A 17611-nucleotide genomic window follows, 5' to 3' on the forward strand; every position below is an offset into this window, starting at 1 on the left:
ACCGGCTGGCTTTAGCCGGCCACCTGTTCATTGGCGGCGACCATAGTGAAATCTTCAGCCATAACGGCCTTGGCTGTTCGATGCAGTGTCACATGGCGATCGGCCAATTCGTCGATATCCGTCGAATAGCCTCCACCCAGAACACCCGCCAGCGGCACGTCCGCCTTTCGCACCGTTTCGATGACATAGCGGTCACGCCTGCAAAGACCGTCGCGTGAAAGCGACAGTCTTCCGAGACGATCACCGGCATAGGGATCGACGCCGGCATTGAAGAAAACGATGTCCCAGGGCCCCTGGCGCAGCAGGTCAGGCAGAACCTCTTCCAGAACAGCAAGATAGACTTCGTCACTCGTCCCATCTGCAAGACCTATATCGAGATGGGAAGGGACCTTGCGCACGGGGTAGTTCTTTTCCGAATGAAGCGAGAAAGTGAAGATATCCGGGTCGCCCTGAAAGATGTCCGCGGTGCCGTCTCCCTGATGCACGTCCAGGTCGACCACCAGCGCCTTGCGGATGGCGCCGTCCGCCTGCAACACCTTGATGGCAACTGCGACGTCGTTGAAGACGCAGAACCCGGCTCCGTGTGCTCGCCGGGCATGATGACTGCCGCCGGCGGTGTTGCAGGCAATGCCGTGTTCCAGCGCCAGATATCCCGTCAACACAGTCCCGCCCGTTGCACAGCGCGCCCGCAGGGCGATGTCCTCGCGCATCGGAAAACCGATTTCCCGCGCCACCTTTTCCGGCACCCGGGCATTGAAGACCTGATCCACATAGGCAGGATCATGCGCGAGTGCGACCCACTCGAAGGGAGCGGGACGAGGCCTGAAAAAGGCGCTGTCGCCGAGAAGCCCTTCCTGCCGTATCAACTCGGCGACGGCACGGAACTTGTCCATCGGAAACCGGTGATTGGCGGGAAGGTCGGCGCAGTAGGCCGGATGGTGAACGATAGGCAGGGTCATCTGTGCGCAATATAAGGCGCGCCGGCGCCACGGGCACCCCTTTGAACGACACCGCAGATCCGAATTTTACGGCTCAGTGCAAATTCGGCAGCCATGTCCGTGAATACCCGGTATGTGCCGAAATGAATTGACGTGCCGAGGCAAGGCAGACATGAAGGTCTTCCTCTCGAAGCGAGCCATCGATGTCCCAACTTTCAGCAACCGGCGAGCGGCCGAAACTGGCGTTTGCGGTTACCCACCGCACTGTTCTTGCCATCGCCATTCCGATGACGCTCGCCTATCTGTCGACGCCCCTGCTCGGCATCGTCGACATGGCCGTGATCGGCCGCCTTGGCGACCCGGCTCTGCTTGGCGGGATTGCCATAGGCGGGATCATCTTCGACCTGGTGTTCACGACCTTCAACTTCTTGAGGTCCGGGACGACAGGCCTGACAGCCCAGGCTTTCGGTGCCCAGAACGAAGAAGAAGTCAGGGCAACACTGCTGCGCGCCTTCGTGATTGCGGCCATCGGCGGTCTCCTGGTCATCCTCTTGCAAGCACCCTTGCGGGAAATCGGGCTCTGGTTCCTGGGAGGCAGTGCGGATGTGCAGGCCGCAACGAGCCGCTACTTTGACATCCGCGTCTACAGTGCCCCTTTTCTCCTTGCCAACTATGCCATGCTCGGTTGGTTCATCGGCCTCGGGCGCGCAGGAACAGGGCTGGTGCTTCAGCTCGTTCTGAACGGGCTCAACATCGGCCTCAGTGTCTGGTTCGTCATCGGTTTCGGCTGGAGCGTGGAAGGTGTCGCGCTGGCAACTGTCCTGAGTGAAATCGCGGCAACGGCACTGGGTGTCTGCCTGGTCGTCTTCACCACCGGCAAGACGTCCTGGCCGGTTTTTCAGGTGATTTTCGACCGCCGCCTGCTGGTGCGGATGATGGCCGTCAACAGGGACATCATGATCCGCTCCTTCACCCTTCTCTTCGCCTTCGCGTTTTTCACGGCGCGTTCGGCAGACCAGGGTGACACCGTATTGGCCGCAAACGCTTTGCTTGAGAAGTTCATCATGCTGGCTGCATTCTTTCTGGATGGCCTGGCAACTGCGGCGGAACAGCTTGCGGGCCGCGCGGTCGGGGCAAGATACCGGCCCGCCTTCGACCGCGCATTGAAACTGACAGCACTGTGGAGCTTCGCCCTGGCGGGGATCCTGTCGACGCTGTTCTGGTTTTTCGGGCAGTACATGATCGATTTCATGACGACGGCAGAAGATGTCCGTCAGGTAACGTCGACCTATCTTGTGTGGGCGATACTGACCCCAGTCTTCGGCGTGCTGGCATTCCAGATGGACGGGGTCTTTATCGGCGCTACGTGGTCATCGACCATGCGCAACATGATGCTGTTGTCGCTCGTCGTTTACCTGGCTGCCTATTACCTTCTGTTTCCTATCCTGGGGAACCACGGTCTTTGGCTCGCCTTCCTGCTGTTCTTCGGAACGCGTGGCCTGACATTGCTGGCCGCCTGCAGAAAGCGGGCAGCCGAGACGTTCGGCAAAACATAAGAACAGCTGTATCTAAGCCGTTTCCGATGCCCAGGCATCGACATTGGCATCCCGCGCGTCGCGCAGCGATGCAATCCCGTGCTGGTCCAGTTTTGCAGAAAGGCCGCTCAGGATCTCGTCAATCAGCCCCGCACCCTTGAACACAAGGGCAGAATAGAGCTGCAACAGGTCTGCCCCCGCCGTGATCTTGGTCCAGGCGGTTTCCGCACTGTCGATACCGCCGACACCGATGATCGGCAGGTCCGGTCCGGCCAGTTTACGTGCGCGCGCCAGCATGATGGTCGATTTCCGGAACAGGGGCTTGCCCGACAAGCCTCCGGTTTCCTGTGCCGGCCCCTTGCCGCTCAGGCCGTCTCGTCCGATCGTCGTGTTGGAGACGATCAGGCCGTCGACGCTCTTGGCGAGCACTTCCTCGACAATATCCTGCAGGTCCTCATCAGCAACGTCCGGCGCGATCTTCAAGAGCACAGGAACCTTGCGCCCAAACGTCTGCGTGCACTCGTCCCGCGCCGTGATCACGGCGGTCAGCAGATCGGCAAGTGCGGACCGGGCCTGCAAGTCGCGCAGTCCCGGTGTGTTGGGTGAAGAAATGTTGACGGTGAAATAAGACGCCATATCGGCGAATGCGGTGATACCGGCGACGTAGTCGGCAATCCGGTCGGTTGCTTCCTTGTTGGCGCCAACATTGATGCCGACGATTCCTGTCAACCGCCGGCGGGCTTCAAGCCGCTGGCGCAAGGCTGCGTGGCCTTCGTTGTTGAATCCATAGCGGTTGATCACGCCTTCGTCTGCGGGCAAGCGGAACACCCTCGGCCGCGGATTGCCGGGCTGCGGCTTCGGGGTGACCGACCCTGCCTCGGTATATCCGAACCCCAACTTCAGCAGCGCATCGGGCACTTCGCCGTTCTTGTCGAACCCTGCAGCCATTCCGAGCGGATTGGGAAAGGTCAGATCCCAGAGCTTCACTGCAAGGCGCGGGTCAGACACTTTCCGGCGCGGCGGCAACAGACCGGATTTCAAAGCCACAACAGTCGCACGGTGCGCAGTCTCGGCGTCCAGGCACTGCAGGCCTCTCAGTGCAACGTTTTCAAGGAAAGGCGGTATCATTGATCCAGCTCCGGAAAGTCATGTAACCCGTCCGGTGAAAGCGGCAGTTCCTTCACCCAGAGTGCGACCTTCGGGTCCAGCGAGCCATAGACATGGGGAAACAGGGCCCCGCCCCGGGAAGTTTCCCATTTCAACAAGTCGCCAAACCCATCAGCATCAAAGGCGGCCAGCAACAGATGCTGCTGGCCTGCGAAATGCTTTGCAGCGGTTTCCCGGACCTGATCCTCGGCGGAAAAATGAATGAAGCCGTCCTGAAGGTCCACCGGCGCGCCCTTGAAAACGCCTTGGTCGGTTGCCTCCTGCCACATGGATTTCGGGACGATCTTGAAAATCAGGGTCATCTGTCTGCCTTGCCTCTTGCCGGGGATGGCATGGCAGGCAAAGGCCCGGCGCATGCTCAGCCGGTCGGGACACTACTCATCCGAACCGTAGCGAACAAGCCGCACAAGTGGCTCCAGCCTGTTTCTTTTGAATTTTGGTCGGGAAAACCCATATGAGCGAAAGGTATTTATTCCTGTCGCGCCAATACGGAGAAACGGCAGCCGTGCTCTCACATGAAAAGGTCTGGGCGGCCATTGATGCCCTCGCCTCGCAGAACGGGCTTTCGCCGTCCGGCCTGGCTCGGCGTGCCGGACTGGATCCGACCGCTTTCAACCCGTCGAAACGCGTTGCGGGCGACGGACGCCCACGGTGGCCATCGACAGAGTCGCTTGCCAAGGTGCTGGCCGCAACCGGCGAAGCCTTGAACACGTTTGCCGCCAGGGTCGAAACCCCGGGCGGGCCAACCGACGCTGCGCCAGCTTTGGTGCCCCTTGCAGGGTTTGATGCTGCCTCGGACCGAAATGCCTTCGACAGTGCCGGCCGGCCAGCCGGCGCGACGTGGCAAAGTCTCAGCTTTCCCCAAATCGGCGCTGCGTTTGCGCTGCAGGTCAGCACCGAAGACTTCCATCCCCTTTACAGGAACGGCGATATCGTCGTGGTTGCTCCCGGCGCGCCCCTTCGCACCGGTGACAGGCTTGCCATCAAGCTCAACAGTGGCCGGTTGTCGCTTTACACGTTGCAGGAGACAGGCGACGAAGACCTGGCGGTTTGCACAATCGGGGACAATTCACAGTCAGTGCGCTTTCAGCACTCGGCAATCGAGTGGACTGCCCGTATTATCTGGGCGAGCCAATAACCTGCGAGCACACATTTGATGAAGCTTCGGCCTCTCATAACGCCAGCAATCGTGCTGACCACCGCAGGTGGTCTGCTCGCCTGGCTGCTCCTGGCAGACCCGCCGTCCGTACAGGACGAGCCGGTAGCGGCAGGCAGCATCACCAGCGCCGCCGAAGAAACAAGCGAGCCGGCAAAGACGCCCGAGCCCGCACCGCAATCGTCCCCTCCCCAAGCTCAGACGCAGAAACCGGCACAGACACCAAGTGAACCCGTCGTCGTCGCCACTGCGCCGTTGCCGAACGACATTCGCAACGTTTCGCCGGAGGGGGTATCGGCACCGCAGGTACAGGGTGACCTCAAACGTATCGAACCTTCCAAACGCTACCTGGAACTGAAGGATCCGCCGATTGAACCGGTTCCGGACGGCCCACTGGAGCTGATGCGCGTGCAGGTTCTTGACGGCGGACGCATCAAGTCGGACCGGTTGACAGTAACGCTTGCCCATATCGTTCCGCTGAAATCGGACGAAACCTGTGTTTCCCGTCTCGGTGGCACCTGGCCCTGCGGTGCCAGGGCGCGCACTTTCCTGAGAGGACTGGTGCGGCAGTTGAAGGTGGTATGCGAAAAGATCGAGGAGACCGGACCGCAACAGATTCTGGCAACCTGCACCCGCGGATCGATGGACCTCAGCAAGCGTCTTGTCCGCTATGGCTGGGCGGATCCGGCGCCGGACGCACCTGCCGATTTCATGGAACTTGCCGAAAAGGCCAGAGACAGAAAAGTCGGCAAGTGGCAATCGGAATGGCTGAACGAGTTGCCGACGAGCGAACTGGAAACAGAAGTGCCGTCTGCCTTGCCAGGCCTTGAGGAACTTGCCCCGGAAATCGTCGAATGGAGCCTGAGGACCGAACCGGAACAGCCGGGGGACGGTCAACTGGCAATCGAGGATTATCCGCAAGTAGACCGCCCCCTGCGCTAAAGCTGAATTCACGGACTGCTTGTCGGCACATTATGCATGTCCCTGGTGCGCTCATACCTTTGGCGAATAGGGTAAATACATAGATTTTCGGGTACCTACGATTAGAACTATATTTACGCCCATAAGGGAAAGTGGCTCAAACATTATCAGTCCGTGACGAGGACCAAAGAAATATGAGCACACCTGCCCCCAAGAACACTGTCGAAACTGACAATATCGCAAAATATATCAAGTTCATGTCCAGTTCCGGAAGCAATACAGCTTCTGCGCAGACGGCTTGGAACACCCTTCAAAAACACCTTCCGGCCATTCTGGATCGCTTCTACGTAGAGCTCCTTTCGCAAGAAGAGCTGCGCCAGAAAATGGGAACGCATGAGAAGAACACCGTTCCTCTCAAAAACGCGCAAACCAAACACTGGGAATACATCTTCAATCACGACCCGGACCTGGAGTTCATCGGACAGGCTGCGCGTATCGGTCAGGCTCACGTAAAGATCGGGCTGAAGGCCGAATGGCTGATGTCCGCGTTTGGACGGCTGTTGAACGAAATCCTTCCCGTCATCGTCAAGAAGCACCGGTTCTCGCAAAAGGCCATGGTTTCCGAGATGCAGGCTGTGGTGACACGGTTCTTTCTGGACATGATCCTTGCACAACGCGCGTTCGAAACGGAACAGCGCCGCATTGAAGACGCTGAAATGCGCGATACGATCGGGCTGGAAAACCTGCGCACGACCGCAAACACCATCAGCGAGCTGAATGAAATTGTGATGTCGATGGCGTTGTTGTCGCGCAATACCCAGGAAGCCAACGCGAACGGCCAGTCGATTTCCGCCGCGGCGGACCAGCTTGTCGCCTCCATCGGCCAGATTTCCGAAAACAGCGAAGGCGCGGCCAACGAAGCCGTTCAAACAAACAACGCCGCCAAGGATGGCCTGGACAAGATGTCGGCCGTGTCGAGTGCTATCGGCGATATTTCCTCAACGTCCCGGCAAACTGCAAAAAGCCTTTCAGACCTCAGCGAAGCTGCATCGCAGATCGGCGAATTCCTGTCGGTCATTCAATCCATCGCCGACCAGACCAATCTTCTGGCACTGAATGCTACCATTGAGGCCGCCCGCGCAGGAGAAGCCGGCAAAGGCTTTGCAGTTGTTGCTTCGGAAGTCAAAACCCTCGCCTCGCAGACCGGCAAGGCGACGGAAGACATCGCACAGCGGATCGAAGCACTGACCGCAGGCATGGAAACGATCCAGACAGCCATCCAGAGCTCCGAAGGTGCCATCCAGAATGGCGAGGATGCCATCTCGGCTGCCAATGAACTCATGCAATCCATCGACGGGATGGTTGGCAATGTTTCCGAACGGGTCACCCAGATTACGGATATCCTTCATCAGCAGAAAGAAGCCAGCCACGAAATCGCTCGCAACGTCGCCAATGTCGCTGAATCGAACCGGAATACGGATCAGCAGCTTGGCGCCATGCAGCGTGTTCTGAAACAGAGCAACGACAGTTTCAGCGGCTCGGCCAAAAACTTCTTCGACGCCAATTCCGACAAGTCGCTGCTGGAGATGGCAAAGATTGATCATGTCCTGTTCAAGAAGCGTGTCGTCGACACGGTGACCGGACACGACGATTGGGCATCCTCCGGCATGCCGGACCATCATCACTGCCGGCTTGGCAAGTGGTATGACGCCATCAAGAACGAGAAAATCAAGGCACACCCTGTCTTCCGCAACCTGGTCACTCCGCACAAGGCAGTTCATGATGCAGGCCACAGAGCCCTGCATGCCGCCGAGCAAGGCAATTCCACGGAAGCCTTCGCTGCTCTCGTCGATCTGGACAAGGCCAGCAAGGAAGTCCTGAAAGGCCTGACGGAACTTGCCGTTGCCATGGAAACCGACCTGAAAGACGCAGAACCTCGCAAGTCGCCCAGACAGGACGTCGGCAAGAAAGCTGAAGTGCTGCTGGACGGCACCATCCAGACCGTGGAGCTTGAAAACGTGTCCGTAACGGGTGTCGGCCTGAAGGGCGTAAAAGATGCAAAGGCGGGCAAGACCGTTTGCATCCGTTGCGACGGAAAGGAACGGCTTGGCCATATCATCTGGGTGGACGACACCAGGGCGGGCGTCCAGTTCTTCGACGAAGACAAATAAACTTCGCGGGAAACGCCTGCTGACACCCTTGATAAGGTGCCCGCTTGGGCACCTTATCCAGCTTTATCGCCATGCACGTTTGAATGAACGGCTGCTACAGCCATTCACACCACTGGACGCAGGCAGACTTGCTGACAAACCTCTGCTCAATTGCGATCCGTCGGTTTCTTATTTTTCCTGATTGGTATTAGGCTCCGGCCTTCGGAAGTCCCGGATCTGGAGTATTCATGACTGAAGAAATCAAGGTCGGCATCATCGGTGGAACCGGGCAACTCGGCAGCGCCATCGCAACGGCTTGGCTGGAAAGCGGCTGTGTCAAACCTCGTCAGCTCTGGATATCCAATCGATCCGGAACCGCCGCAGGCTTCGAAAGCTGGCCGGAGATCACCTTCACCGCATCCAATCAGCTTCTGGCTGGCGCCTGTGATGTCATCCTTCTGTCGGTTCCGCCAGCGCTTGTCGAAACGGTCAGCATTTCGGCGCCCGGAAAACTGGTGCTCTCGGTCATGGCGGGTGTCTCACGTGAGAGGCTCAAAACCCTCACAGGCTCGGAAAAGGTCGTTCGTGCCATGTCGAGCCCAGCGGCAGGCAAGCAGCTGGCCTACTCCCCCTGGTGTGCGGCTTCGCCGCTTTCGCAGGAAGACAGGGACCTCGTCCAGTCGCTGTTGTCAGCCTGCGGCCCGAGTGATGAAGTCCAGGATGAACAGCAGATCGAGGTCTTCACCGCCATAACCGGTCCGGTACCGGGATTTGCGGCCTTCTTCGCCGACTGCATTGTTGACTATGCAAGTTCAAACGGTGTCGACAGGCATATTGCCGAACGCGCCGCAAAACAGCTGATCCTGTCGGCTGGGGAAATCATGGCCGGTGACACCAGATCTCCGGCGGAACATGTTCAGGAGATGGTCGACTATGCAGGAACGACTGCCGCCGGTCTCGTCAAGCTGAAGGAACTGGGTGTTTCGGATCTGATCAGTGAAGGGCTGGACGCCAGTACGGAGCGCGTCAGAACGATTGCCGGCAAAGACTGATACCGCGTTTCTTCCGCCGGAGAGCACAGCTGATAACAAAAAAGCGGCGCTGGTGCGCCGCTTTTTCCTGAAGTCTGATAATCAGGCTGTCAGTTCGCCAGCAAGTGCCTTGCGGATCATCTCACGCGTTTCGGCAATGCCGTAAAGAGCAACGAAAGACCCGAAGCGCGGTCCCTTTTCCTGCCCGAGCAGAAGCTGGTAAAGCGCAGAGAACCAGACGACGGACACGCCAGGACCACCATCGGGACCCTTTTTGGACGGGTCCTGATAACGCTCGATGGACCGGGCGACGTCCAGCACCGCATCCTGGATGGCACCGCCATCCGCACCGGCCGGCAGGGCGGCCAGCGTTTCGTCCAGTTTTTCCAGTGCAGTGCGCTCGACATCGTCCGGCACCTTGAACGACTTGGTCGGTTTGACGAAATCGTCGAAGTAGCGGATCGCATAGCCGACAAGCGCATCCAGTTCCGGATGGGTCGACGCCGTCACGCCCGGAGCGTAGCGGGAGATGAATGCCCACAGCACGTCCTTGTTTTCCGCGTTGGAGGCGGACACAAGGTTCAGCAGCATGGCGAAGGGCACCGGCATGTCGATCTTCGGAATGTTGCCCGAATGGATGTGCCAGACCGGGTTCTGAAGCTTCTGCTCGACCGGCATCTGCTCGTACTTCTGGACGAAGGTATAATATTCGTCGACCGCCTTCGGAATGACGTCGAAATAGAGCTTCTTGGCCGTCTTCGGCTTCTGGAAATTGTAGAGCGCAAGGCTCTCCGGTGCAGCGTAGGTCAACCACTCGTCAATGGTCAGACCGTTGCCCTTGGACTTGGAGATCTTCTCGCCCTTTTCGTCCAGGAACAGTTCGTAGACGAAGTGTTCCGGAGCGGTCCCGCCCAGGATGTTGCAGATCTTGTCGTAGATCGGCGCATTGGTCATATGATCCTTGCCGAACATCTCGAAATCGACGTCAAGCGCAGCCCAACGCATGCCGAAGTCGGGCTTCCACTGCAGCTTCACCTTGCCGCCGGTGACCGGCAGCGTGATGTCCTCGCCCGTCTCGTCCGCAAAGGTGATGGTGCCGTCCTTCGAATTGACGTCTTTCATGGGCACATAGAGCACGCGGCCGGACGTCGGCGAGATCGGCAGGAAGGGCGAATAGGTCGCCTGACGTTCCGCGCCGAGCGTCGGCAGCATCACGTCCATGATCTTCTGGTACTTCTCGGTCGCCCGGATCAGCACGTCATCGAACTTGCCGGCCTTGTAGTATTCGGTCGCACTGGCGAATTCATAATCGAAACCGAAGGTATCCAGGAACCGGCGCAGCATGGCGTTGTTGTGCTCGGCAAAGCTTTCATAGTCGCCGCCGAAGGGGTTCGGCACCGCCGTCAGAGGCATCTGCAGATATGGCTCAAGCGCTGCGCGGTCCGGCACGTTTTCCGGGATCTTGCGCATGCCGTCCATGTCGTCGGAGAAGCACAGCAACCGCGTCGGGATCTTGTCTTCGGTCAGCAGCCGAAACGCCGTGCGCACCATGGTGGTGCGCAGAACTTCGCCGAAGGTGCCGATGTGCGGCAGGCCGGACGGGCCATAGCCCGTTTCGAACAGAACCGGTTTGTCCGTTCCCCGTTTCTCGATCCGTTTGACCAGTTTTCGCGCTTCTTCGAACGGCCACGCTTTCGATTTCGTGGCCGCCTCGACAAACTCTTGCGAAAGGTCAAGCGGAGGCAGGGATTGATCGGTCATTTTTCAAGTCGTTCTGTTCATGAGAATGGATGGAATGCAACCCGGTCGGTTTTTTGGCTTTTCGGCCGGTTGCTGCGGCGCGACACTAGATCAACGCGCCTCTATGTGCAATCACATGAACACAGCTAAGTTGACCGAAATCTCGGGCTTTGCGCACTCTTTCCGCCCGCGGACATATCGTGCCGGAAAAAAGCGGATAACTCCGGTCAATCGATTGTCTCATACCGGTGACTTGAAGCTTGTCTTCCAACCCGTTACATCGGGCGCACGATCAAGAAGAAATTTTCCGTCTTTTGGCGCTACGGGAGAATGAATAGTGTCTATGAACGAGCCGATCAGCGTACAGGAAGCCCTTATCTACGTGATGGTTATCGTCTCGGCGTCGGACAACCAGATGACCGACAACGAACTGGCCACCATCGGCGACATGATCAAGATGCTGCCCGTTTTCAATGGCTATGACGGCAACCGGATCATCCCCGCAGCCCAGCGCTGCGGCGACATCCTGCAGGAAGACAACGGCTTGCAGCTGGTGCTGGAGCTGGTTGGCGACGTCCTGCCGGCAAAGCTTTACGACACCGCATATGCGCTTGGGGTTGAAGTCGCGGCTGCCGATCTCCACGTCGAGAAGGAAGAATTGCGCATCCTTCAGCTTCTGCGCGACCGCTTCAAACTCGACAAACTGACCGTTGCCGCAATCGAGCGCGGTGCGATTGCCCGTCACCGGACCATCTGATCCTCTCGGAGCAGGTATTTGAAAGCAACGAAGGCCCTCGCCTGGGCCGGGGCGGTATCGATAGCCGTCCTGGCAGGTGTTTTCCTGATCTTCCAGGGCCTTCAGGATTTCGATCTTTCTGAATACGAAAGCCGGCCGATTGCCTTTTCCTTCGACGGACATTCCGTCGCCGGAACGTTGCATCTGCCCCACCTGCAAGATCCTGGGCACGCAAACCCGCCTCTGGTCCTGATCGTTCACGGGGACGGGCCAGCGGACCGCTATTCCGGCGGTGGGTACATGCCTCTCATCAGCCGTCTTCTGGACAGCGGTCTTGCCGTCTATTCCTGGGACAAGCCTGGCGTCGGCGAAAGCCAGGGCAACTGGCTTTCCTTTTCCATGGATGAGCGAGCCCGCCTCGCGGCAACGGCCCTTGCGGCCGCCAAAGAACAGCCCGAATTGAAGACGTCTCCAGCCGGATTTCTCGGCTTTTCGCAGGCGGGGTGGGTTTTGCCCATTCTGGCGGAAGAGCCAGCACAGGGCGATTTCTTCGTGATTGTCGGCGGAGCTGTCAACTGGTTGCGGCAGGCTGGGTATTATACCCGGCGCAGGCTGGAGCTTGCAGGTGCAGACAGCAAGGCGATCGACAAGACACTCGCGCAGGACGCAAAAGACGGACAAAAGTTTCTAGACCGGGATTTTTCCTATCAGGACTATCTCGACAGCGGCATGGACAGGGTTCCGATGCCGGAAGATCGCTTCACCTTCGCGCGCCGGAATGCGGCTTCCGACTCCACCACCTCCCTTGCCCGTATTTCCTCGCCCGTTCTGACACTGCACGGCACAGAGGACCTCAATGTCGATCCTCATTTCAATTCCGGCATCTATCGAAAGATGCTGACGGACAACAATCCCGCCAACCGCTTCGTGATCGTCCCGGAAGCAACCCATGCGCTGTTGCGGGCGGAAGCCTTCAACTACCAGCTCGAAGGGCAAATGCCTTCCTGGTCGAAGGCCTTGTTCATGGTCCTGGGGCGCCGTGCCTACGCACCGGGCGCACTGGACACCATAACAATCTGGATCAAGGAACAGGCCTCAACAGCAAACAGCCTTTCAACTTCACCAGATCGATCAAATTGAACCCTTTTTGTTTTCGGTCCTTCAATCCGCCGCACCTTATCACCGGTGCGGGGACAGCACGCTTGTGGGCTGCCGGGACCTGTAGGTCCTTCAGTGCGGAGACAGGGACATGAGCAATCAGGCAATCGGAGAGCGGACAAGTGTGCGCTATCCACTGAGGCGACGCCGCCAGAGGCTGCGCGTACAGCGCCCCATGCCTTATGCTGTCCGGTACGTGCAGGTTCGCACCGCTCCAAAGCAGGCGAACTGGGGCACGCGAATGATGATTGCCTTTGCAGGCTTCGTCTGCGGCCTTGCAGCCGACGCGCTGGTGATGTTTGCCGAAGACCATTTCCATCTGGCAAAGAACCGGGATCCGGATCTTTTCGCATGGGTGCTCGGCACCGGCTTTGCCGGCCATATCCTCTATCTGATCTTCGGAATACTAGCGGTCACGTTGCTGACGGCCTTCAACCGCCGCAAGTGGATCTTGTGGCTGCTGATCGGCTTTGTCGGCGGACTGCTGAGTATCTGATCGGCTGATAGCCTCAATTCAGGCTGTGGATCGCATCCGGCAGATCGAGTGAAAACGCCGGAATGACGACGTCGAACATGGAGCCGTCCGGACGTTCCATCGAGTAGGACCCGGCCATGATGCCGCTGTCGGTCGAAAGCGGGCAGTGCGACGAATACTCATAGGTCTCGCCAGGCTCTATCACCGGCTGTTCGCCGACCACGCCCTCGCCGCTGACTTCTTCCTGGCGCCCTCTGGCATCGGTTATCTGCCAGTAACGCGTCTTCAGCTGCACCGGTTCGCTGCCACCGTTGTGGATCTCGACCATATACGCCCAGATATACTCGCTCTCTTCCGGACGCGATTCATCGTCCAGATAAAACGGCTCGACGGAGACTTCGATCCCTTGGGTGATGGCGGTGTAACTGCCAGACACGGCTTTTCCTTAATTTCAGAACTGCGAACCTTGAAATAGACCGGTCCCAAGCGACTTCCACGGGTGGTGCCCGCTCGTTCAGGAGGGGCTTATAGGGCGAATGACGCAAGCGTGAAAGAGGGTTGTGACATATGAGGCCGGAATTGCTTGAGATTTGAGGCCGGATTTTGCAAGAACACCATCTGTCAGACCCAAAACAGTGATCTCTTCATGTTCGATGCCCACCTGCGCCCGCTGATCGATCCGCCGTTGAACCGGCTGGGCCTGATCCTTGCCGGCACGGGGCTTACCGCCAACAGCGTGACGCTGGCGGGCTTTGCTGCCGGTATGGGGGCAGCCATCGCTATCGCAACTGGTCATACCCTGATCGGCTTGTTCCTGATCGCGGTCAACCGATTTGCAGACGGTCTCGATGGCGCGTTGGCCCGGGCAACGGCCAAGACGGATCTCGGCGGCTACCTCGACATCACACTGGATTTCTTCTTCTACAGCGCAATCCCTCTGGCCTTTGCCATACAGGACCCGGCCCGCAACGCTTTGCCGGCGGTGGCACTTCTTGCCAGCTTCTACGCCAACGGCTCGGCCTTTCTGGCCTTTGCCATCATGGCGGAGAAGAACAAGCTGACCACCGACGCTCAGGGCTCCAAATCGCTCTATTACATAGGCGGGCTGGCCGAAGGTACCGAGACCATCGCGCTATTCCTGCTGATGGCCCTGGTTCCCGCCTGGTTTCCTGCGCTTGCCTACGGTTTTGCCGCGATATGCGTCGTGTCCGCCGGCGCCCGGGTGCTCATTGGCGTGAAGGCGCTGCGGCAGACAGGCCGTTAGATCGCCTGGAGCGCCTTCTCGATATCTTCCAGCAGATCCTGCGGATCCTCCAGACCGATTGAAAGCCGCAGGATACCATCGGTGATACCGAGTTCCGCGCGCGCTTCCTCGCCAATCGACTGGTGCGTGGTCGTCGCCGGATGGGTGATCAGGCTCTTGGCGTCGCCCAGGTTGTTGGAGATCTTGACGATTTCCAGCGCGTTTGTGAAACGGAACGCGGCTTCCTTGCCGCCCTCGATTTCCATCGCCAACATGGTGGATCCGCCGCTCATCTGGCGTTTGGCAACATCGGCCTGCGGGTGGTCGTCCCGGCCCGGATAGATCAGCCGCGCGACCCTGGACTGGCTTGCCAGATAGTCGGCAATCCTGCCCGCCGTTTCCGTCTGGCGCGCAACGCGCAGCGGCAGCGTTTCCAGGCCCTTCAACAGGACCCAGGCACTGAACGGGCTCATGTGCGGACCGGTATGCTTGATGAAAGGCATGACCTCGTCGTTGATCCATTCCTCGTCCGACAGGATCACACCACCGAGGCACCGGCCCTGGCCATCGATGTGCTTGGTGGCCGAATAGACGACCACATCGGCACCGAGCTGAAACGGCGACTGATACAGCGGGGTCGCAAACACGTTGTCGACGATCAGACGGGCACCGGCTTCCTTGGCGATCTGTGCCACGGCCTCGATGTCGATGACTTCCAGCGTCGGGTTGGTCGGGCTTTCCAGGAACAGGGCCTTGGTGTTCGGCCGAACAGCCGCCTTCCACTGCTCGATGTCCGTTCCGTCTACCAGCGTGCTTTCAACGCCGAAACGCGGCAACAGTGTTTCGCAAATATAGCGGCAGGAGCCGAACAGGGCCTTGGCGGCAATCACGTGATCGCCTGCCCTTACCGCTGCCATCAGCGCCAGATTGACGGCCGCCATGCCGCTGGCGGTTGCCCGCGCGGCCTCGGCCCCTTCCAGTGCCTTGATACGGTCCTCGAACATGGTAACGGTCGGGTTGGCATAGCGCGAATAGACATAACCCGGGTCCTCGCCATTGAACCTGGCCTCGGCAGCTTCGGCACCGCTGTAGGTGAAGCCCTGGGTCAGGTAGATGGTCTCCGAGGTCTCACCAAACGGTGACCGCATGGTGCCGCCATGAACCAGAGTGGTTGCAGGGCGCCAGTTCTTGTTTCCGGTCTTGGTGGTCTCAGTCATGTCTTTCATTCGCTCCAAACGCAAAAAACCCCAGCCTCAAGACCGGGGTTCTCACCTCCGGCCTTTTTAGCAACTTGTTTAACGTGGCTGCAAGCCGGCCGGCCCAAATCACCACGAAGTGAGCCTGTCCTACGGGAAAAGCGGGCACAGGTCAATTGTCTTGCGCACGATCCCTTCAAAAGCCCCGTTCTGCCAGAATGCCTGTTGGCGCGGGCGGCCCGATCCTTTAATGACCATAGACCAGCATAATGCGGAACATCTTCATGAACGTCACAGCGGGTCAGGTCTTGAACGGAAGCGCACTTCTCACAGCAAACGGCATTTTGCCGGAACGGGTAATCCAGGCCATGTTCGCCGCCGGAGAGATTTCAGCGGACGCGCCGCCTGTCACCGGTCAGATACAGCCTGCCAGCCTCGACCTGCGTCTGGGCAAGGAAGCCTACCGGGTGCGTGCCAGCTTCCTGCCGGGCCCCGACATCCAGGTAGCAGCTCGGCTTGAGCAGATGAAACTGCACACGGTCGACCTGAGCGAAGGTGCCGTCCTTGAAACAGGCTGCGTCTATATCGTGCCGCTGCAGGAAAGCCTCGCCCTGGCTCCCGATATTTCGGCAACTGCCAACCCGAAAAGCTCGACCGGCCGCCTGGACGTCTTCACCCGCGTCATCACAGACAACGGCCTTGCCTTCGACACCATTCCGGCCGGCTACACCGGTCCGCTTTATGCCGAAATCTCGCCGCTGACCTTTCCGATCCTCGTGCGGTCCGGGTCCCGCCTCAGCCAGATCCGCTTCCGGCGCGGTCAATCGCTCATTCCCGATGCGGAGCTGGAAGAGGTGCACAAGGCCCACACGCTGATGAGCGGTGGCAACGAGCGCATCGGCAACGGTGTGCAGCTTTCCATCGATCTGGAAGGGACCGGACCCAACAGCCTGATCGGATATCGCGCCAAGCAACACTCCGGACTGATCGATGTCGATGTCGTCGGCGCGCAGGACGTCCTGGATTTCTGGGAACCTATCTATCGCCGCCAACGGGCGGAACTTATCCTCGATCCGGATGCATTCTATATTCTGGTCAGCCAGGAAGCTGTGCATGTGCCGCCGGACTATGCGGCCGAAATGGTGCCGTTCGATCCACTCGTCGGCGAATTCCGCGTCCATTATGCAGGCTTCTTCGATCCCGGTTTTGGCCACGCCAGTGCCGGTGGTGTCGGCTCGCGCGCGGTTCTTGAAGTCCGCTCACATGATGTCCCGTTCATCGTGGAACACGGCCAGACCATCGGGCGTCTGGTCTATGAACACATGGCGGAGCGCCCGGCGACACTCTACGGTGAAGGCATCGGCTCCAACTATCAGGGCCAGGCACTCAAGCTGTCCAAGCACTTCAAGGCACCCGCCTGACCGCCGATGGCCCTGAAAACCGTCACCCGTGAGTTTGAAGGATTTCTGGAAGACCGGAAGTCCCGCTTTCTGGCGCATCTGGTGCCGGTGGACATGTTCGACCAGCGGATGGAAGAGCTGCGCAAGGAGCACAAAAAGGCCAATCACATCGTCACGGCGCACCGGAGACTTCTGGAAGACGACCGGATTGAGGAGAGCGGCAAGGACGACGGTGAACCGGCTGGCACCTCCGGCATGCCGACATTGCGCGTGCTGCAAGGCGCCGAACTGATCAACTGCGCTGTTCTGATCGTGCGTTATTTCGGCGGTACGAAACTCGGCGGTGGGGGCCTCGCCCGGGCCTATTCCGGCGCAGCGCAGGATGCGATCTACAACGCCGACCTGGTACCGTTTCAAAAGATACTGTCGAAAACAGTTCGCGCAGATTTTGCGTCCGGATCGGAACTGGAACGGCGGGTCGAGACCCTCGGCCTCACCGTCATGGCGCGCGACTACACCGAAGACGGAGTGACGCTGACCGTCGAAGGGCCGGAAGAGGTTCTGGCTGAACTTTAGGGAGCGTCGACGTCCCGTCACTCCTTCCAAGCACTAGGGCCGGCCCCTCCCCCAGTCGTCATTGCCGAACTTGATCCGGCAATCCATACCTGGATCTCAGTCACAAAGAGACAATTGGCTCAGGAAACGGAGCGTCCTGGTTCCCACGGTTCAGCCATGGGACGACGCCTCAGATCGTGAGTAGCTCTT

Annotated in this window: 17 protein-coding genes and 1 riboswitch; of the genes, 11 read left to right on the top strand and 6 right to left on the bottom strand. The window is 59.1% G+C overall.

The genetic code is table 11. The annotated features are described in order from the left end of the window. Positions 1-11: 11 nt before the first annotated feature. Complete coding sequence (locus tag ACYQ6M_RS18275; RefSeq protein ID WP_460074865.1) at positions 12-959, bottom strand: histone deacetylase family protein; 948 nt, start codon at positions 957-959, stop codon at positions 12-14. Between the two features lie 182 nt (positions 960-1141). Between ACYQ6M_RS18275 and ACYQ6M_RS18280 the strand changes: the two genes are divergently transcribed. Further along, positions 1142-2494 carry an MATE family efflux transporter gene (locus ACYQ6M_RS18280; RefSeq protein WP_460074867.1) on the top strand — a complete coding sequence of 451 codons (1353 nt, stop codon included), beginning with the start codon at positions 1142-1144 and terminating at the stop codon, positions 2492-2494. Between the two features lie 12 nt (positions 2495-2506). On the opposite strand, the gene ACYQ6M_RS18285 is transcribed toward ACYQ6M_RS18280, so the two are convergent. Further along, entirely contained in the window at positions 2507-3601 is a 1095-nt protein-coding gene (locus tag ACYQ6M_RS18285) for a quinone-dependent dihydroorotate dehydrogenase (protein WP_460074869.1), read from the bottom strand. After that, positions 3598-3942 (bottom strand): DUF952 domain-containing protein, encoded by a 345-nt coding sequence (locus tag ACYQ6M_RS18290; protein WP_460074871.1) that lies wholly within the window; start codon positions 3940-3942, stop codon positions 3598-3600. The genes ACYQ6M_RS18285 and ACYQ6M_RS18290 overlap by 4 nt, the downstream gene beginning before the upstream one ends. A 152-nt stretch (positions 3943-4094) precedes the next feature. Here ACYQ6M_RS18290 and ACYQ6M_RS18295 point away from each other — a divergent pair, with 152 nt between their 5' ends. The 4 genes from ACYQ6M_RS18295 to ACYQ6M_RS18310 all read left to right on the top strand — a co-directional run bounded on the left by ACYQ6M_RS18295 (position 4095) and on the right by ACYQ6M_RS18310 (position 8919). Continuing rightward, positions 4095-4778, top strand: coding sequence for a S24 family peptidase (locus tag ACYQ6M_RS18295; protein WP_168691208.1), 684 nt, complete (start codon positions 4095-4097; stop codon positions 4776-4778). An 18-nt stretch (positions 4779-4796) separates the two neighbouring features. Next, a complete protein-coding gene (locus tag ACYQ6M_RS18300; protein WP_460074873.1) occupies positions 4797-5738 on the top strand; it encodes a thermonuclease family protein in 942 nt (313 codons plus the stop codon). A gap of 173 nt (positions 5739-5911) precedes the next feature. Then, positions 5912-7888, top strand: coding sequence for a methyl-accepting chemotaxis protein (locus tag ACYQ6M_RS18305; RefSeq protein WP_460074875.1), 1977 nt, complete (start codon positions 5912-5914; stop codon positions 7886-7888). Positions 7889-8115: 227 nt separating this feature from the next. Then, positions 8116-8919 (top strand): pyrroline-5-carboxylate reductase family protein, encoded by an 804-nt coding sequence (locus tag ACYQ6M_RS18310; protein ID WP_460074877.1) that lies wholly within the window; start codon positions 8116-8118, stop codon positions 8917-8919. 81 nt (positions 8920-9000) lie between these two features. Here ACYQ6M_RS18310 and ACYQ6M_RS18315 read toward each other — a convergent pair whose 3' ends face one another. Beyond that, positions 9001-10659 (bottom strand): lysine--tRNA ligase, encoded by a 1659-nt coding sequence (locus tag ACYQ6M_RS18315; RefSeq protein WP_075281420.1) that lies wholly within the window; start codon positions 10657-10659, stop codon positions 9001-9003. A 322-nt stretch (positions 10660-10981) separates the two neighbouring features. Between ACYQ6M_RS18315 and ACYQ6M_RS18320 the strand changes: the two genes are divergently transcribed. The 3 genes from ACYQ6M_RS18320 to ACYQ6M_RS18330 all read left to right on the top strand — a co-directional run bounded on the left by ACYQ6M_RS18320 (position 10982) and on the right by ACYQ6M_RS18330 (position 13028). Beyond that, positions 10982-11395, top strand: a complete 414-nt coding sequence (locus ACYQ6M_RS18320; RefSeq protein ID WP_023001795.1) for a tellurite resistance TerB family protein — start codon at positions 10982-10984, stop codon at positions 11393-11395. Between the two features lie 18 nt (positions 11396-11413). Next, on the top strand, positions 11414-12514 hold the full coding sequence (locus ACYQ6M_RS18325) for an alpha/beta hydrolase family protein (RefSeq protein ID WP_460074879.1): 1101 nt from the start codon (positions 11414-11416) through the stop codon (positions 12512-12514). 109 nt (positions 12515-12623) lie between these two features. After that, entirely contained in the window at positions 12624-13028 is a 405-nt protein-coding gene (locus ACYQ6M_RS18330) for a hypothetical protein (RefSeq protein ID WP_023001797.1), read from the top strand. A gap of 13 nt (positions 13029-13041) precedes the next feature. Here ACYQ6M_RS18330 and apaG read toward each other — a convergent pair whose 3' ends face one another. Next, positions 13042-13443 (bottom strand): Co2+/Mg2+ efflux protein ApaG, encoded by a 402-nt coding sequence (gene apaG / locus ACYQ6M_RS18335; protein WP_023001798.1) that lies wholly within the window; start codon positions 13441-13443, stop codon positions 13042-13044. A gap of 210 nt (positions 13444-13653) precedes the next feature. On the opposite strand from apaG, the gene ACYQ6M_RS18340 reads away from it, so the two are divergent. After that, on the top strand, positions 13654-14271 hold the full coding sequence (locus ACYQ6M_RS18340; RefSeq protein WP_168691214.1) for a CDP-alcohol phosphatidyltransferase family protein: 618 nt from the start codon (positions 13654-13656) through the stop codon (positions 14269-14271). Here ACYQ6M_RS18340 and ACYQ6M_RS18345 read toward each other — a convergent pair. Beyond that, positions 14268-15467 (bottom strand): O-succinylhomoserine sulfhydrylase, encoded by a 1200-nt coding sequence (locus tag ACYQ6M_RS18345; protein WP_168691215.1) that lies wholly within the window; start codon positions 15465-15467, stop codon positions 14268-14270. The two genes, ACYQ6M_RS18340 and ACYQ6M_RS18345, sit on opposite strands and share 4 nt — an antisense overlap. 45 nt (positions 15468-15512) lie before the next feature. Next, positions 15513-15592: riboswitch (SAM riboswitch) on the bottom strand. Positions 15593-15730: 138 nt separating this feature from the next. Here ACYQ6M_RS18345 and ACYQ6M_RS18350 point away from each other — a divergent pair. Both ACYQ6M_RS18350 and ACYQ6M_RS18355 read left to right on the top strand, forming a co-directional pair. Next, the gene (locus ACYQ6M_RS18350) at positions 15731-16867 is read left to right on the top strand and encodes a 2'-deoxycytidine 5'-triphosphate deaminase (RefSeq protein ID WP_051990224.1); all 1137 of its coding nucleotides are present in this window, start codon (positions 15731-15733) and stop codon (positions 16865-16867) included. Positions 16868-16873: 6 nt separating this feature from the next. After that, positions 16874-17422 carry a YigZ family protein gene (locus tag ACYQ6M_RS18355; RefSeq protein WP_460074883.1) on the top strand — a complete coding sequence of 183 codons (549 nt, stop codon included), beginning with the start codon at positions 16874-16876 and terminating at the stop codon, positions 17420-17422. Positions 17423-17611 lie beyond the last annotated feature (189 nt).

Source organism: Roseibium sp. ROS1 (assembly GCF_054658215.1).

Coding starts and splice junctions, on each gene's coding strand:
- ACYQ6M_RS18310 (WP_460074877.1), top strand. CDS start 8,116: ATGACTGAAGAAATCAAGGTCGGCATCATCGGTGGAACCGGGCAACTC.
- ACYQ6M_RS18315 (WP_075281420.1), bottom strand. CDS start 10,659: ATGACCGATCAATCCCTGCCTCCGCTTGACCTTTCGCAAGAGTTTGTC.
- ACYQ6M_RS18275 (WP_460074865.1), bottom strand. CDS start 959: ATGACCCTGCCTATCGTTCACCATCCGGCCTACTGCGCCGACCTTCCC.
- ACYQ6M_RS18285 (WP_460074869.1), bottom strand. CDS start 3,601: ATGATACCGCCTTTCCTTGAAAACGTTGCACTGAGAGGCCTGCAGTGC.
- ACYQ6M_RS18340 (WP_168691214.1), top strand. CDS start 13,654: ATGTTCGATGCCCACCTGCGCCCGCTGATCGATCCGCCGTTGAACCGG.
- ACYQ6M_RS18345 (WP_168691215.1), bottom strand. CDS start 15,467: ATGACTGAGACCACCAAGACCGGAAACAAGAACTGGCGCCCTGCAACC.
- ACYQ6M_RS18280 (WP_460074867.1), top strand. CDS start 1,142: ATGTCCCAACTTTCAGCAACCGGCGAGCGGCCGAAACTGGCGTTTGCG.
- ACYQ6M_RS18290 (WP_460074871.1), bottom strand. CDS start 3,942: ATGACCCTGATTTTCAAGATCGTCCCGAAATCCATGTGGCAGGAGGCA.
- ACYQ6M_RS18300 (WP_460074873.1), top strand. CDS start 4,797: ATGAAGCTTCGGCCTCTCATAACGCCAGCAATCGTGCTGACCACCGCA.
- ACYQ6M_RS18305 (WP_460074875.1), top strand. CDS start 5,912: ATGAGCACACCTGCCCCCAAGAACACTGTCGAAACTGACAATATCGCA.
- ACYQ6M_RS18355 (WP_460074883.1), top strand. CDS start 16,874: ATGGCCCTGAAAACCGTCACCCGTGAGTTTGAAGGATTTCTGGAAGAC.
- ACYQ6M_RS18350 (WP_051990224.1), top strand. CDS start 15,731: ATGAACGTCACAGCGGGTCAGGTCTTGAACGGAAGCGCACTTCTCACA.
- ACYQ6M_RS18330 (WP_023001797.1), top strand. CDS start 12,624: ATGAGCAATCAGGCAATCGGAGAGCGGACAAGTGTGCGCTATCCACTG.
- ACYQ6M_RS18320 (WP_023001795.1), top strand. CDS start 10,982: ATGAACGAGCCGATCAGCGTACAGGAAGCCCTTATCTACGTGATGGTT.
- ACYQ6M_RS18295 (WP_168691208.1), top strand. CDS start 4,095: ATGAGCGAAAGGTATTTATTCCTGTCGCGCCAATACGGAGAAACGGCA.